Origin of the sequence: Porphyromonas sp. HMSC077F02 (assembly GCF_001815465.1) — a bacterium.
Lineage (GTDB): Bacteria > Bacteroidota > Bacteroidia > Bacteroidales > Porphyromonadaceae > Porphyromonas_A > Porphyromonas_A somerae.
Genome location: NZ_KV820667.1, coordinates 314 through 16,727 on the forward strand (window position 1 = coordinate 314; position 16,414 = coordinate 16,727).

Genomic DNA, 16,414 nt, shown 5'->3' on the forward strand with positions numbered 1-16,414 from the left:
CGAAGCAGATCGCCTTCGTGCAACAGTCTCAAAATGGGGCCTTGAAGATGCTTTCGGAACCAGTTGAAATTCAATACCATACAAAAAGCGTTTGCCGAGATGCAACTAAGCAATCGGCGAGTTGCAAGAAAGCTTTTGCTTAGTTGCATCTCCACTTTTACTCTACTAGTATAGAGGTTTCTATAGAGGGTGAAACGATGGAGTGTGACCCATGTGGTTATCGTGCTCCCTATAAAAAGAGGAGGCAAAGGAGTGAGTTATGGAAATCTTTTGCTACCTTTGTACCTAGCGATGGGGTGGTTGTCTCCACGCGGTGTGTTTTTGGCCCAGTAGCTCAGCTGAATAGAGCGTCAGATTCCGGTTCTGAAGGTCGGGGGTTTGAATCCCTTCTGGGTCACGATGGGGCTACTGATGTAGCTCAGACAAAACGAACAGAACTTACAAACTTACAATATTCGAAGTATATGAAGGGGATTACCTATCTTGGGATTTTGGTAGAGGTGATTGGCGCCGCTATATTGATTTATCTAGGCTTTGCTGGCACAGGGCAGACCAATACTGGTTTGGTGATAGGTCTTGTACTGGTGATTGTGGGCTTTTTGCTACACATCTTCCTCGATAAAAAGTACAATTCTCTCCCCGAAGAGAATCAGTAATCATCACTTCTCAGAGCTGGAGGAGTGTAGGATGACGACCTAGAGGTGATGCAATCGCTGGGTGGTCGTCCTATCTGTACACTATTCTAAGCTAGTAGGGAGGTAACTTAATAGAGCGACGAGATGAAGGGTGGCTACTTTACCGAGCGTCCGTTGGTGGTGGTTGGTGCCACGGGGCGGCTATCTAGTGAATTGATATTCTATGCTCTGCTACAGCGTTTCAGTCGTCGACTGGTGCTTTGTGGCGGGAGCGAGGAGCGGCTTCAGGGGCTTAAGGACGAGATAGAGGAGTCGGGCTTCGGAGAAATTGAGATTCATACCACCCTCTCGATGGAGGAGGCGGTATCGGAGGGGGGATATCTGCTCTTTGCCAAGAGTGTGCAGAGTAGTCCTACCACTCGCGAGGCGATGCTATTGAGCAATGCTCCCTTTGCAGTGGAGTGTGGGCGTGCACTCTCCGCTGTGAGGGACAAAGTGGAGCGGGTGGTCTGCGTGAGCAATCCCTCCGACCTGATGGGGCTCACTCTGCTGGTGCATAGTGGATTGTCGCCCGAACGGGTAATGAGCCTTTCGTCGCTAGATACCGAGCGCTTCCGAAGGACGTTGGTGCGTCGGTTGGGGGTACCGCCTAGGGTACTTAGCGATGTCTACACCTTGGGAAGCCATGATGGAGCAATGGCACCGATGCTTGATAGAGTTCGGGTGAATGGTACTTCGCTGAGCGAGATGGGCATCAGCAGTGAGGAGGAGGTGGAGCTGGTGCGTGCGGTGCGGTATGGTGGCATCTCTATCTACAAGCAGAGAGGTCAGACTGCCTATCAAAGCCCAGCGGTGCATGTATTGCGGATGCTGATGGCCACGGACCGTGAGCCTTTTGAGCTCCCTACGGCTAGGTATCATCACTCCCGTCGGTATCCTCATACCTTTGGTTCGCTTCTCACCAAGATAGATAGCCAAGGGTGCCACCATCTGCCCACGAAGCTCACAGCTCGCGATGGGGCGGCACTGGAAGGGGCATTTGCTTCGATTGAAAGGATGAGGCAACAATTGATAAAGGGTGGGTATCTGCCCGACCCTAGTGAGTGGGAGTGTCTCCTCCAGAGGGAAGAGGAGTTGGTGGAAATGATATAATATGATACAATATATAAAGGGAGAAGATGCAAAAGATATATAGCTCGAGAGAGATCGCGGAGATGGAGGCAGAGCTGGTGGCAGAGCGTACCGATTGGGAGGATGCCTCGGAGCTGATGGCGCACAAGGGAATTGCGGTATGCAATCGCCTGAAGCAGGACTTCTATGCTGCTCGCCGTGCGGTGATCTTTGCTGGGCCCAACGAAAAGGGGGCTTTGGCGATCAGGGTAGCCACCTCGCTAGTGGGCATGCAGTATGATGTAGAGGTATTGCTCCTGAATCCTAAAGGTACTTTGCCCGACGATGTGGCCCATGAGCGTGATGCCTTTATGGAAGTTTCATCGCACCTCACCGAGGTGACGACCAATGCTTTTGCCCTCCCAGAGCTGGCTCCCCAAGACCTTCTGATTGATGGAATACAGGGGCAGGAGCTGATGCCTTCGCTCAATAATGTGACGAAGTACCTCAATCAGATAAAGGCGATCAAGGTGGCACTGGAGATCCCCTCTGGTATGAGTGAAGAAGTGGAGGGGCCTATTGACTATACCAAGATATTAAAGGCCGACGTCACCTACACCTTTTATAGTCCTAAGCTGCTACTCCTTTTGCCTGAAAATGAGCCTTATGTGGGTCAGTGGCGGGTGCTTTATCCTAGTTTTTATAGTGCCAAAAGTACGTCCAATGCCCCCTATATGTACTTCGGTACGCAGGAGATGGAGCAGGTGCTACCCTTGCGTAAGCGCTTCTCCAATAAGTATGACTATGGCAAGGATCTACTCATAGCAGGCGCTAAGGGGATGATGGGGGCTGCGGTGCTGGCTGGTAGAGCAGCGATGGCTTCGGGAGCGGGGCATCTGACGGTGCATGTGCCTTCGGGTCAGGCTGCTATTTTGCATACCTCTCTGCCTGAGGCATTGGTGCGTGAAGACGGATCGGAGGAGAGCTTCTCCTCCACCAGCTATTCGCTCACCGACTATACCACGATTGCCGTGGGGCCAGGCCTTGGGCGAAGTACAGAGAGCTTGCTAGGGCTAGAGCAACTCTTGGGTGGTTACACGCAGCCGATGGTGCTGGATGCCGATGCCCTATATCTCTTGGCTCAGGAGGAGGGGCGCCTCTTGGAGATGGTGCCAAAGGGCTCTATCCTCACCCCTCATGTGGGGGAGTTTGATCGTCTCTTTGGTCCTTCCCGAAATAGCTACGAGCGACTAGAGTTGGCACGGCGTGAGGCGGCTCGCCTGGGCATCTATATTTTGCTCAAAGGAGCCTATACGGCTACTGCTACGCCGATGGGTCAGGTGGTCTTTACGATGTCGGGCAATCCAGGGTTGGCAACTGCTGGCACTGGTGATGTGCTAACGGGTATTATCCTTGCACTATTGGGACAAAAGGTGCATCAGCTAGAGGCGTGTGTGGCAGGAGCCTTTATCCATGGGTTTGCTGCAGAGAGCTATAGCAGTGACTACTGCGAGCTTTCGCTTACAGCGGGTCGACTGATAGAGTACTTGCCGATTGCCTTTAAGCGCTTTACGAGCAATAGCTCCAATGCACTTTTTAGGTGACTAGTGGTGAGGTAGGGGTCGATTATTCAAGTCATTTTATTATCTTTGTGAGAGTTTAGGACTTGTATGGACGCTATTTTGTGGTAACGCTGTGGTGAGACGTAAGGGCACTCCCTATATACTCATTATCTTTGTGGGGTATTTCCTCTTCTCTCTGCTCCTCTCTCAAGGTGCAAAAGCAGGGAGGAGTAGGGCGGATATTGATGCCCTAGCACGTTATTTACAGTCAAGGGATACGCTGAATATTCGTGATAGCCTTGCAGTAGATAGCTTGGTGGTGGATAGCCTAGTGGTAGATTCACTGCCAGCCGATTCTCTCTCTACCGATTCCACACTCCTCAGTCAGCTTAAGGCACCTCTCGACTTTGAGAGTCAGGACTCTATTGTGATCTTACCGAAGCGCAACTTGCTCCGGATGTACGGCAATGGTCAGGTGAAGTACGAAAGTCAGCAGTTGCAGGGTGACTTCATGCAGATGCAGATCGATAGCGGTAATATCTACTCTACCTATATCGACTATCCCGACTCGCTCAATAGAGAGCGTATCTATGCCAAGATTACTAATGAGCAGGAGACCTATGAAGCAAAAAGCATCAATTATAATATCAATACGCAACAAGGCTATATCACCGATGTGGTGACGCAGCAGGGCGATGGCTTTGTGACGGCGGATCGGACGAAGCGGATTGGCAATGGTACGCTCAATCTGATGGATGGGAAGTACACCACCTGTGATAATCACGAGCATCCGCACTTCTATATTAGTCTGACTAAGGCAAAGGTGCGCCCTGGAAAGGATTTGGTTTCGGGTCCTCTTTATCTGGTGATCGCCGATGTGCCACTGCCTATTGGCTTGCCCTTTGCTTTCTTCCCTTTTACCACCTCACGCTCTTCGGGCCTAATAATGCCTACTTATGGCGATGAGATGGATCGTGGCTTTTACCTACGCAATGGCGGGTATTACTTTGCGATCAATGATTATGTAGACCTTCAGCTGACGGGAGATATCTACACCAAGGGGTCGTGGGGGGTGCAGGCGCAATCGACCTACCGCAAACGGTATCGGTATAGCGGAAGTATCAATGCGAGCTACATTGTGACCAAGCGAGGGGATAAGATCGCAGGCGACTACAGTAAGTCAAGTGACTTCCGCATTCAGTGGAGCCACCAGCAGGATGCTAAGGCCAATCCATATCGAAGCTTCTCGGCCAATGTCAATTTCTCTACCAGTTCGTACAATCACAATAACCTTGATGGGCTTTACAATCAAGCGGTGTTGGGAGAGAATACCAAGAGCTCTAGCATCAGTTTCAACCAACGCTTCCCCAATAGCCCGTGGAGTATATCGGGCTCTATGGATATCAATCAAAGGTCGCGCGATAAGACGCTCTCGGTGACGCTCCCCAACCTCTCTATCACGATGAGCCGTATCTACCCATTTAAGCGTAAGCAGCAGGTGGGTAAGGAACGGTGGTATGAAAAGATTTCGCTCTCTTACTCGGGGCAGTTGCGTAACTCGGTGCAGTCGAAGGAGGATGAGTTCTTTAAGAAAAACCTGATTCGGGACTGGCAAAATGGTATGAGCCACTCTATCCCTGTGAGTGCCTCTTTTGATCTATTCAATTATATCAAGGTGACCCCCTCCCTAAATTATACGGAGCGGTGGTACTCCTCGAGGGTTGCCCACGCCTACGACCCAGCTCTCAATAAGGTGGTGCCCACAGATACCACTTATGGCTTTAATAGGGTATTTGACTTTAGTGCTTCACTCGCTCTCTCCACCACGGTATATGGCTTTTGGAAGCCACTGCCATTTCTAGGTGACAAGGTGGATATGATTCGGCACCGTATGGAGCCCTCGATTTCTATTAACTACCGCCCCGACTTTGGCGATCCTAGATGGGGCTATTGGGAGCATCTCCGATACATCACGCCCGACGGACGGAAGGAGGAGCGGTTTGTATCCCCCTATGAGGGGCAGCTCTTTGGCGTGCCGGGGCGAGGTAAGAGTGGAAGCATAGGGCTGTCACTTGCCAATAACTTGGAGGCGAAAATTAAGAAGGACTCTACGGAGTTCAAAAAGATCAGTCTGATCGAGTCGCTAAACCTCTCCACAAGCTACAATCTAGCGGCCGACTCCTTTCAATGGAGCGACCTATCGGCTTCTATCTCTCTGAGGCTATCACAGAGTTTTACCCTCCGACTAGGGGGCGCTTTTGACCTTTATCTGTGGGATTATCACGAGCATGATGGTCGAATTATCCCCTACCGAGTGGATAAGCTGAGGGTGCTCAATGGTAAGGGAATAGGGCACTTTAAGGGAACGAGTACCTCTTTCTCCTACACCTTTAATCGGGAGACGATAAAAAAGATTACCAATCTCTTCTCAAAGAAAAAGACAGAGAATGATGGTGATGATGATGGTTCGTCCAACGACCCTCCTGACCAGCCCCCTACTTCGCCTAGAGGAGAGGAAGGCGGTGGCTCTCTTATGGGCGGCAAAAGTGGCTCGCAAGAGGAGTTTGACTACAATGGCTACCTCAAGAATCGGATGGATTGGAGTCTGAGCTTCAATTACAACCTTTCGCTCGGGACGGGAGAGTTTATCCCTGCCAAGAAAGAGTTTGGTTATCAATGGAGGCACGACTTGAGCTTCAGCGGTCAGTTTTCACCGACCCGCAATTGGCGATTCAACTTCTCCGCTAACTACAACTTCGATGAGAAGCGGATCACCAATATGACCTGCAATGTCACTCGAGACCTACACTGCTGGAGTATGTCGGCAAGCTTCATCCCTATTGGACCATTTAAGTCGTACAACTTTACGATAGGTGTCAATAGCCAGTTACTGCATGACCTTCGCTACCGCAAGAGTAGCCAACCCAATTATAGAGCCACATCACAGTGGTATTAACCTTATATAATTAAAGATACATTATGGCACAAAACAAAGAAAAACTATTGTTCCTATTCCACCCTAGCGTGGCGAGAGGATTTGAAGCACTGGAGGAGCAGGTGGAGGTGGTAACTTTACCCAAGGGGGAGAAGTTTGACCCTAAGAAGCTCGAAGGGCTTCCCAAGGATGCTACGATCCTAGGGAGTGAATTTACCATTCCCGTGACTAAGGAGGTGATTGACTATTTCCCCAACCTGAAGCTGATCGCCAATTACGCTGTGGGCTTTAATAATATCGATGTGGCGTATGCCAATAGCAAAGGAATCACTGTGTGCAATACCCCACAGGCAGTGATACAGCCAACGGCAGAGTTGGCGGTGGCACTTCTCCTGGGGCTCACCCGTAGAATTGCGATTTGGGACCACACCATGCGTCGCCAGCGCTCTAGTGCTAAGGGTTCGCTTAGTGATGGTATGGGCACAGATATCTATCGTAAAAAGGTGGGCATCGTGGGCTACGGCAATATCGGCCGTGCCGTTGGACGTATCCTCAAGGCAATGGGTGCGGAGATTTTCTACTACAAACGCCACAAGCTCTCTGATGAAGAGGCTCAAAAGGAAGGCGTGACCTACTCACCACTTGACCAACTATTGCGGGAGTGCGATATCATCTCTCTGCATACCCCTTACAATGAAGATTCGCACCACCTGATCAATGAGAAGAGCCTTGGGACGATGAAGCCCTCTGCCATCCTCGTCAATACCGCCCGTGGAAAGGTAGTCGACGAAGCAGCACTTGTGTCGGCACTCAAGAATGGTACCATCGCAGGTGCGGCGCTCGATGTCTTTGAGCATGACGATAATCCGCTCGATGAGCTATACGATATGGAGAATGTGGTGATGACCCCACACGTGGGTACCCAGACCGTTGAGGCACGTGTGGCAATGGCCGAGGAGTTTACCAATAATGTTCTTGGCTTCTTGCTCCAAGACCGACCCATTGCTATTGTACGGATATAAAGATGATATACTAATTATAAGAGGCCCTCAATGGACCCTACAAAGGGGGTTGTATTGAGGGCTTCTTACATTGATACTATTGCAGACTTATGAATGGCTGGCTAACGATCGGACTCCTTGTAGTCTCTAATATCTTTATGACCTTCGCGTAGTACGGACACCTCAAGCTACAACAGATGAAGGTATTCACTGATGCCACACCGCTCTATGTGGTGATACTCCTCAGTTGGGGCTTGGCGCTATTTGAGTATATGTTTCAGGTGCCAGCCAATCGTATGGGTTATGTGGGGAATGGCGGAGCCTTCTCTTTGATGCAGCTGAAGGTGATACAGGAGGTGATATCGATTACCGTCTTTACCCTCTTCTCGGTGCTTTTCTTTAGAGGGGAGAGCCTGCAGTGGAATCATCTTGCAGCCTTTATTTGCCTAATCCTAGCGGTCTATTTTGTATTTAAGTAACCGCAATTGTGTACATTTGCAGAACCGAATAACTATATTTCTAATAACAACAATAGAGAAATGAAAAAGGAAACTATTATGACTTTTGCACTCGCCTCCATGGTACTTGGCTTAGGCTCTTGCAGCGATAAGCAGAGCAAGGAAGAGAGCACCGAGAGCGTCCCAGCAATTGATCTCACCGCCCTAGACACTACGATCAAACCTTCAGAAGACTTCTACAAGTATGTCAATGGCAACTGGATCAAAAACCACCCACTGCCAGCTGGCTATGCCCGCTTTGGTAGCTTTGACCAACTGCGTATCAATGCCCTTGCCGATACCAAGGAGATCCTTGAGGAGATGAATGAGGGGGCTACCGCAGGAAGTGATGAGGAGAAGGCGTATAAGCTCTATGAGATGAGCTTAGATACTCTGAAACTTGATAAAGATGGTGCCAATCCAGTGCTCCCATATCTTGGTGAGGTGGATGCCATAACGACTAAGGATGAGTTGGTAGATTACCTCTCTAAGAGTGGCAACTATGGCGACTCTCACTTCTTTGTTACCTATATAATGGCCGATGAGAAGGATAGCAAGAACAACCTGCTCCAGCTCTTCCAGCCTAGCCTGATCATGGGTGTGCCTGATTACTATGGCGAGCAGGCTGACTTTGCTAAGCAGCAGGCCGACTACCGCACTTATATCGCTAAGCTATTCACGCTTACTGGTACCGATGAGACGGAGGCGACTGCTTTGGCTGAGGAGGTTTATAATACTGAGAAGAGCCTCTCCAAGATTGTCTACACTATGCTGGAGAGGAGAGATTCGCAGAGAAATTACAATAAGATGAGTATGGAGGAGTTCTACAAGAGCTTCAAATTCCCATACCAACGTTATTTCGAGGGTCGTACCGGTTTGGCCGAGGCAAAGGAGCTCAATGTGGCCCAGAAGGATTACTTCCACCGCTTTGATAAGTGGTTTGAAACCACTTCGCTCGACGCAATGAAGCACCTCATTAAGGCGCGTATCCTAGATGATGCTGCCAACTACCTAAGCAAGGACTTCCGCGATGCTTCATTTGCTTTCCATAGCACTTCTATGACTGGTGTCACCGAGCAAAAGCCTCTTTGGCAGACCGCTGTGGCACGTGTCAATAGCTGCATGGGCGATGTGATTGGTCAGAAATATGTGGCTAAGCACTTCCCAGCTGAGGCAAAGGAGCGGATGACTCAATTGGTGGACAACCTTATCTTGGCTCTAGGTAAGCGTATCGATAACCTTGCTTGGATGAGCGAGGATACCAAGGCGAAGGCACACGAGAAGCTCAATACCTTTATCGTAAAGGTGGGCTATCCTGATAAGTGGTGGACTTATGAAAACCTTGAGCTAGTAGAGAACTCCCTTTATGACTATATGAGGGCTATCTCACTCTTTGAAGTCAATCGTAACCTTGAGGATCTTGGTAAGCCAGTAGATGTGAATCGCTGGTTGATGAATGCTCACGAGGTGAATGCCTACTACAATCCTACCACTAATGAGATCTGCTTCCCAGCAGGTATCCTGCAGCCTCCATTCTTCAATCTCAATGCCGATGACGCGGTTAACTATGGTGGTATCGGTGTGGTGATTGGTCACGAGATGACTCACGGATTCGACGACCAAGGTAGTCAGTACGATGCCAATGGTAATATGATCAATTGGTGGACTGAGGAGGATGCTAAGACCTTTAAGGAAGCTACTGAGAAGCTAGCAGCACAGTTCGATAAGGTACAGATCCGTGAGGGTCTTATGGCCGATGGTCACCTTACTCTAGGCGAGAATATTGCCGACCAAGGTGGTGTGCTAGTGGCCTTTGATGCTCTACAAGAGGCAACAAATGGTCAGGAGTATCCTGTTATTGACAACTTCACCATGGCTCAGAGATTCTTTATCGGTTATGCACGTCTTTGGGGACAAAATATCACTCCTGAGGAGGAGGTGCGCCTCACCAAGGTAGATGTTCATAGCTTGGGTATGCTAAGAGTTAATCAAACACTCAAGAATATCCCTGCTTTCTACGAGGCCTTTGATATCAAGGAGGGTGATGCTATGTGGATGTCACCTGAGGAGCGTGTGATTGTTTGGTAAACGACTTTTGTCAATCATCATAATAATTGATGGGGTGTGTCGGAGCTTCGGCTTCAACACACCCCATCTCTTTTTATGCTACTGTTGCACCAAAGCAGATAGTCCACTTTGTCAATGGTAAAGATTAGTCCGACCCACAAGGGGTCGTAGGGTGGGGGTGGCTTCATAATCCCCCAGTCGTTCGGGGCTTTCGCCCCTCCGACAGGGGGCTAGGATCCGTCTGACCTCCCACGAGGGGAGGTCATTAGTAATTACACGACATATTATCATCAGTTTTGGAAGATGAAAACGACCGCTTGCGGTCGGACGGATCCTAGCCCCTCGGTCGGAGGGCATAGCCCGAACGACCAGGGGAATACGGTCATCTCCTCCCAATCCCTACGACCTCCCCTCGTGGGAGGTCGGACAACTTGATCTAGGACTTTGCGAATCAAATACATTATTAAGAGTGTCATATGATATAGATTGACACCGAGCAGCAGTCCTTTTTTATGCTCTTCTCTTTTGCAAGGTTGGGTCAGTCATAAGGAGAGCAAAAACTGAGTTGCAACTAAGCATTTGCCGAGTTGCAACAAAGCAAATGCTTAGTTGCAACTAACCGATTGCTTAGTTGCAACTCGGAAAACGCCAAAATATATCCTTGGTTTTCAATGGTTTACAAGGGCGCTTTCAACAGCCTACATTTCACCCAAATTTAATGTGCAAAATGCTTCCTGAAACCTCTTTATGAAATGCACCCTCCATACGTTCGCTGGTGGGTCGGGCACTAATCATCGTAGTGCAACAGTCTTGAAAAATGGGTAAGTTTGCGATAGATTATAGGGGAGGAGTAGTTGGAGTGATATTTTGAAAGGATATATAGAGAATCAACTGGAGAATGGCTTGAGGGTCGCCTTGCTACCGACCCGGAGCAACGTGGTCTACTGTGGTTTTGCGATCCACTCGGGTAGTCGGCACGATCCTGAGCATCTCCCAGGGTTGGCTCACTTTGTGGAGCATACGATCTTTAAGGGCACTGAGCGTCGGCATGCGTGGCACATCATCAATCGTATGGAGTTGGTGGGTGGTGAACTCAATGCCTATACCACTAAGGAGACCACCTTTGTCTATACGGCGGCACCTAAAAAGGAGCTTCGTCGGAGTATGGAGCTCCTGAATGACTTGATTCGCCACGCCTCTTTCCCCGAGGTGGAGCTGGAGAAGGAGCGAGAAGTGGTGAAGGAGGAGATCAGCCTTTACCGAGACACCCCTTCGGATCTTATCTTTGATCATTTTGAGGAGAAGTTCTTTGAGGATTACGAGCTATCGCATCCCATTCTTGGTAATGAAGAGAGCCTAGATAGGATGAGCCGTGAAGACTGCTTGGAGTATGTGCGCAAGGCGTTTACCCCTAGTCGGATGCTCTTTTTCTGTATGGGGCAGGTGACGGAGCAGCGGTTTACGGAGCTAACCACTCAATTGCTTGGAGAGCCTTTTGAGGTAGCTCCCACGGCATCGCCGATGGCGTCTCCTCGAGCTACCCAATTCAATCTCCTACAGGAGAGCGATACCCACCAAGCTCACGTGCTGATAGGGGGTGTGGCACCCACTTTGTCCGATTTGGATCGGACCGAAGCGACACTACTCCTCAACCTATTGGCGGGTCCGGGAATGAATAGTCGGCTAGTGGTACAACTGCGGGAGCACCGTGGCTGGGTCTATAGCGTGGAGTCGTCATTGACCACCATCCCTGATATCGGTTGGTGGCAGATCTACTTCGGTTGCGACCCTTTGAATGCAGAGAGAGCCCTTGAGCAGGTGCTTAAGGAGTTGGAAAAGCTTCAGGAAGTCCCTCTAACCCCCACCGCTCTACGTGCCTGGGTGAAGCAGATCAAAGGGCAGGCAACGATGTCCACGGAGCAGAGTGAGTCGCAGTTCCTAGCCTTTGGTCGTCAGCTCTTGCTGAAAGGGTGCTACCACCCCCTCGAGGAGTTCTTCCATCGCTTAGATGGGGTGACGATTGAGTCGCTGATGCGTGTGGCACAATCCTTATTTGCAAAAGATAATATTTCACGTCTCATCTACCAAGGTAAGTAGGTGGGCAATCTCCAATAAATTGAATGATGATGAATAGATTCTTGATACTTACGATGGCAGTGGTAGGGCTGGTACTCTCCGCTTCCTCTTGTGATAAAAGTGGTAAAAATAGTGGGCAGTCTGAGCAGACTAAGGTGGCGAGAGAGTTGCCCCCTTCTCCTTTTGTCGCTGAAAAGGCGTATGCCCATATTGCACAGCAACTTGCCTTTGGCCCTCGTGTGCCGAACACCGAAGCCCATAGGGCTACCGCCAATTATATTGTCGGAGAACTTGAGCAACTGGGGCTGGAGGTGACGCGACAGGAGATGTCGCTTACTGCCTACGATGGCACCAAGTTGGAGTGCGTCAATATCATCGGGTCGTACCACCCCGAGCGGGAGCGGAGAATTATGCTTTTCGCCCACTGGGATACCCGTCCTTTTGCCGATAACGACCCCAATCCTATGATGCGTGAGGTGCCCATTTTGGGTGCTGATGATGGGGCCAGTGGTCCTGGCGTGATGCTGGAGTTGGCACGTCTACTTGCCACTGAGGGTCTGGAGAATTACGGGGTTGACTTGATGTTTTTCGATGCTGAGGACTACGGTTTGCCTGCGTGGGAAACGCAGTATCAGGTCAATTCGGAAGATACGTGGGCTCTAGGCACTCAGTATTGGACCAAAAACCTACATAAAGAGGGGTATAAAGCGGAGTTCGGAATTCTCCTTGATATGGTTGGGGCTAAGAATGCGATCTTCAAGCGGGAGTACTTCTCACAGGAGTCGGCCGGTCAATTCGTTACTAAGATATGGGAGGTGGCCGAGGAGCTCGGTCACGGCGCCTATTTTCAGAATAAGATGGGCGGTGCGATTACCGACGACCACTTCTTTGTGATTCGCAACCTTCGCATTCCTTGTGTCGATATCATCAATTACGATGAGGAGTTTGGCGATTATTGGCATACCCACAACGACAATCTGGATATCATCAGTAAGGAGACGCTGCAAGCGGTAGGGGAGACTGTTTGGCAGGTATTAATGGATTACGACCACAACGCACAATAGGAGATGAGAATATCTATCTACCAAGTATTGCCACGACTTTATGGCAATCTCAATGCTACGAATCAAAAAGCGGGTACCCTTGAGACCAATGGTTCGGGAAAGTTTGAGGACTTTACCCCTGAGCGTCTTCAAGAGATAAAAGAGCTCGGTTGTACATATATATGGTACACCGGTGTGCTAGAGCACGCTACCAAGAGTGCTTTTGGCACCAATATACCAGCCAACCACCCAGCGATTGTGAAGGGAGAGGCCGGCTCGCCCTATGCTATCCGCGACTACTACGATGTGGCACCAGCCCTTGCAGTGGATGTGGAGCAGCGTATGGAGGAGTTTGAAGCTCTGATCGAGCGAACTCACGCTGCGGGGCTAAAGGTGATTATTGACTTTGTCCCCAACCACCTCTCTCGGGAATATGCCTCCGATGCCAAGCCTAGCTACGTAAAGGATTTTGGGGAGGAGGATGATACCTCAGTGCCCTTTGCCCCAAATAATAATTTCTACTATCTGCCTGAGGAGACGCTGACCCTAGTGAGTGGCGATGAGGTTTATACCGAAACACCAGCCAAGGCGACAGGTAATGACCAGTTTACTAGCCACCCTACACCCAGTGATTGGTACGAGACGATCAAACTCAATTATGGTATTGACCTGGCTGGAGATTGGAGTACCCATTACGATCCTGTGCCCGATACCTGGAATAAGATGCTCGATATCCTTAATTATTGGACAGCGAAAGGGGTGGATGGCTTTAGGTGCGATATGGCGGAGCTAGTTCCGGTGCCCTTTTGGCAATGGTGTATTCAGAAGCTCAAAACAGCCTATCCCGAGCTACTGATGATTGCCGAGGTGTATCAGCCGGAGCGGTATGAGGAGTTCGTACTGGCGGGCTTTGATTACCTCTATGATAAGGTGGGGCTGTATGACCTCTTGATAGCACTTCTCAAGGGACAGGCATCAACAAATGATATCGGAGGGCTATTGCAGTCTCAGGAGCGTGTGAATCATCGACTTCTAAGGTTTATGGAAAATCACGACGAAGTGCGACTTGCTTCGGACTTTGTGGTGGGTGACGGTGAGAAAGCTTTCCCAGCTATGGCGGTGACCGCCCTAGTCGATGGTAACCCCTTGATGACCTACTTCGGTCAGGAGCTAGGGGAGCGGGGAATGGATGAGGAGGGCTTCTCGGGCAGAGATGGTCGTACGACTATCTTTGATTACTGGAGCCTTTCCACTATCCGTGAGTGGCTACTCAGCGAGGGCAAGATGAAGTCTCCATTGAGGACACGCTACCAATCGCTACTAGAGCTGGCTCAAAGACCACTCTTTGCCGAGGGCACCTTTTATGACCTCAATTACTACCAACCCCATTTTGCCAATCGTGGGCTTCATGCCTTTATGCGTGCCTACGGAGAGGAGTCTGCATTGGTGGTGGTCAACTTTCACGGCGAACCACAGACGGTAGAAGTGGCTATCCCGCCTCATGCTTTTGAGGTACTTAGCCTATCTTCGGAGGTTGCTAGGGTAACTCAGTGGCCCGTTGATGGCGAGACTTTTGCGCGTCTTTTGCCCGATCAGCCTTACCAAATGGAGGTGCCAGCATACGGGGTGACGGTACACCTTTTCTCAAGCAATCGGAAATAATAAAGAAATAATTCCTAATTCTTTGTGGGTAGTCACTTTATTTATTACCTTTGCTGTAGTGAGTGAGACGTAGAACGTTATTTCCAATTAACCAATATATTAAAGATTTAGAAGCATGGCAAAAAACATTGACTTAACCAAGTATGGTATCGCCGGAGCTACTGAGATTATTTATAATCCCACGTATGAACAACTGTTTGAAGAAGAGACGCGCCCTGACCTAGAAGGTTATGAAAAAGGACAAGTATCCGAGCTGGGTGCTGTGAATGTGATGACTGGTGTCTACACTGGTCGTAGTCCTAAGGATAAGTTTTTCGTCCTCGATGACACCTCTCGTGATACCGTTTGGTGGACTTCCGAGGAGTACAAAAACGATAATAAGCCAGTTAAGGAGGAACACTGGCCAATCATCAAGAAGATTGCTACCGATCAGCTCTCTAATAAGCGCCTTTTTGTAGTGGATGCTTTTGTGGGTGCCAATGAGAATACTCGCCTCAAGCTACGCTTTGTAATGGAGGTGGCTTGGCAAGCTCACTTCGTGACCAATATGTTTATCCGTCCTACTAAGGAGGAGCTGGAGAACTTTGGTGAGCCCGATTTCCTTATCCTCAACGCTTCTAAGGCCAAGGTGGAGAACTACAAGGAGCTGGGACTGAATAGCGAGACCGCTGTGGTATTCAACCTTACCGAAAAGGTACAGGTGATCATTAATACCTGGTACGGTGGTGAGATGAAGAAGGGTATGTTCTCTTACATGAACTATCGCCTTCCTCTCAAGGGCATGGCCTCTATGCACTGCTCTGCTAATACCAGTATGGATGGTAAGGAGACTGCTATCTTCTTCGGACTTTCTGGAACAGGTAAGACCACTCTCTCTACCGATCCTAAGCGTAAGCTAATCGGTGATGATGAGCACGGATGGGACGATGATGGTATCTTCAACTTTGAGGGCGGTTGCTATGCTAAGGTGATCAACCTAAGCAAGGAGAGCGAGCCAGATATCTACAATGCTATCCGTAGAGATGCTCTTTTGGAGAATGTAACGCTCGATAAGAATGGTAAGATCGACTTCGCTGATAAGTCGGTGACTGAGAATACTCGTGTCTCTTATCCTATCTATCACATCGAGAATATCGTGAAGCCTGTCTCTAAGGCAGGTCACGCCAATAAGGTGATCTTCCTATCGGCTGATGCCTTCGGAGTACTGCCTCCAGTATCTATCCTAACCCCAGAGCAGACTAAGTACTACTTCCTCAGTGGATTTACCGCTAAGCTAGCTGGTACAGAGCGTGGTATTACCGAGCCAACACCTACCTTCTCAGCTTGCTTCGGTGCCGCATTCTTGTCACTGCATCCTACTAAGTATGCCGAGGAGCTAGTGAAGAAGATGGAGGCGCATGGTGCTAAGGCTTATCTAGTGAATACTGGGTGGAATGGTACTGGCAAGCGTATCTCTATCAAGGATACCCGTGGTATCATTGATGCGATCCTCGATGGTTCTATCGATAAGGCTGAGACTAAGGAGATCCCATACTTCGGGTTCCGTGTACCTCTAGCATTGCCTGGCGTAGACCCAGCGATCCTTGATCCTCGTGATACATATGCTAATCCTGCTGAGTGGGATGAGAAGGCTCAGGATCTATCTAAGCGCTTCATCAAGAACTTTGAGAAGTTCACTGGTAAGGCCGAGGGTAAGGCACTCGTAGTTGCTGGTCCAAAGCTTTAATAGCTAAATACATTACATACTAAAAGAGTGGGTAGGTCAATAATGATCTACCCACTCTTTTAGTATGTATGACGGGCATGTCATACATCTGTGGTGGAAG

General features: G+C 49.5%; 10 protein-coding genes, 1 tRNA gene and 1 pseudogene. All 12 read left to right on the forward strand.

Translation table 11 applies throughout. From position 1 onward, the window contains the following. Positions 1-323 precede the first annotated feature (323 nt). The 12 genes and pseudogenes from HMPREF3027_RS04450 (at position 324) to pckA (ending at position 16,314) form a co-directional block, all read left to right on the forward strand. A tRNA-Arg gene (locus HMPREF3027_RS04450) sits at positions 324-397 on the forward strand. Positions 398-464: 67 nt separating this feature from the next. Continuing rightward, positions 465-656, forward strand: coding sequence for a hypothetical protein (locus HMPREF3027_RS04455; RefSeq protein ID WP_070707267.1), 192 nt, complete (start codon positions 465-467; stop codon positions 654-656). Between the two features lie 123 nt (positions 657-779). After that, positions 780-1,787, forward strand: coding sequence for a lactate/malate family dehydrogenase (locus HMPREF3027_RS04460; RefSeq protein ID WP_070707268.1), 1,008 nt, complete (start codon positions 780-782; stop codon positions 1,785-1,787). A 26-nt stretch (positions 1,788-1,813) separates the two neighbouring features. Further along, positions 1,814-3,349: an NAD(P)H-hydrate dehydratase gene (locus HMPREF3027_RS04465; protein ID WP_070707269.1), complete on the forward strand. Its 1,536-nt coding sequence runs from the start codon at positions 1,814-1,816 to the stop codon at positions 3,347-3,349. A gap of 91 nt (positions 3,350-3,440) precedes the next feature. Beyond that, complete coding sequence (locus HMPREF3027_RS04470) at positions 3,441-6,263, forward strand: putative LPS assembly protein LptD (protein WP_070707270.1); 2,823 nt, start codon at positions 3,441-3,443, stop codon at positions 6,261-6,263. A 23-nt stretch (positions 6,264-6,286) separates the two neighbouring features. Then, on the forward strand, positions 6,287-7,264 hold the full coding sequence (locus HMPREF3027_RS04475) for an NAD(P)-dependent oxidoreductase (RefSeq protein ID WP_070707271.1): 978 nt from the start codon (positions 6,287-6,289) through the stop codon (positions 7,262-7,264). 89 nt (positions 7,265-7,353) lie between these two features. Continuing rightward, positions 7,354-7,722 (forward strand): annotated as a pseudogene (locus HMPREF3027_RS04480) (DMT family protein). Between the two features lie 60 nt (positions 7,723-7,782). Continuing rightward, complete coding sequence (locus HMPREF3027_RS04485; RefSeq protein WP_070707272.1) at positions 7,783-9,828, forward strand: M13 family metallopeptidase; 2,046 nt, start codon at positions 7,783-7,785, stop codon at positions 9,826-9,828. An 846-nt stretch (positions 9,829-10,674) separates the two neighbouring features. Continuing rightward, positions 10,675-11,904, forward strand: a complete 1,230-nt coding sequence (locus tag HMPREF3027_RS04490; RefSeq protein ID WP_083317508.1) for a M16 family metallopeptidase — start codon at positions 10,675-10,677, stop codon at positions 11,902-11,904. Between the two features lie 23 nt (positions 11,905-11,927). Beyond that, positions 11,928-12,947 (forward strand): M28 family peptidase, encoded by a 1,020-nt coding sequence (locus tag HMPREF3027_RS04495; RefSeq protein WP_083317509.1) that lies wholly within the window; start codon positions 11,928-11,930, stop codon positions 12,945-12,947. Positions 12,948-12,950: 3 nt separating this feature from the next. Continuing rightward, positions 12,951-14,588: an alpha-amylase family glycosyl hydrolase gene (locus tag HMPREF3027_RS04500; protein WP_070707274.1), complete on the forward strand. Its 1,638-nt coding sequence runs from the start codon at positions 12,951-12,953 to the stop codon at positions 14,586-14,588. Between the two features lie 115 nt (positions 14,589-14,703). Beyond that, the gene (gene pckA / locus HMPREF3027_RS04505) at positions 14,704-16,314 is read left to right on the forward strand and encodes a phosphoenolpyruvate carboxykinase (ATP) (RefSeq protein ID WP_070707275.1); all 1,611 of its coding nucleotides are present in this window, start codon (positions 14,704-14,706) and stop codon (positions 16,312-16,314) included. The last annotated feature ends 100 nt before the right edge of the window (positions 16,315-16,414 follow it).

Coding starts and splice junctions, on each gene's coding strand:
- HMPREF3027_RS04465 (WP_070707269.1), top strand. CDS start 1,814: ATGCAAAAGATATATAGCTCGAGAGAGATCGCGGAGATGGAGGCAGAG.
- HMPREF3027_RS04495 (WP_083317509.1), top strand. CDS start 11,928: ATGATGATGAATAGATTCTTGATACTTACGATGGCAGTGGTAGGGCTG.
- HMPREF3027_RS04460 (WP_070707268.1), top strand. CDS start 780: ATGAAGGGTGGCTACTTTACCGAGCGTCCGTTGGTGGTGGTTGGTGCC.
- pckA (WP_070707275.1), top strand. CDS start 14,704: ATGGCAAAAAACATTGACTTAACCAAGTATGGTATCGCCGGAGCTACT.
- HMPREF3027_RS04500 (WP_070707274.1), top strand. CDS start 12,951: ATGAGAATATCTATCTACCAAGTATTGCCACGACTTTATGGCAATCTC.
- HMPREF3027_RS04455 (WP_070707267.1), top strand. CDS start 465: ATGAAGGGGATTACCTATCTTGGGATTTTGGTAGAGGTGATTGGCGCC.
- HMPREF3027_RS04485 (WP_070707272.1), top strand. CDS start 7,783: ATGAAAAAGGAAACTATTATGACTTTTGCACTCGCCTCCATGGTACTT.
- HMPREF3027_RS04475 (WP_070707271.1), top strand. CDS start 6,287: ATGGCACAAAACAAAGAAAAACTATTGTTCCTATTCCACCCTAGCGTG.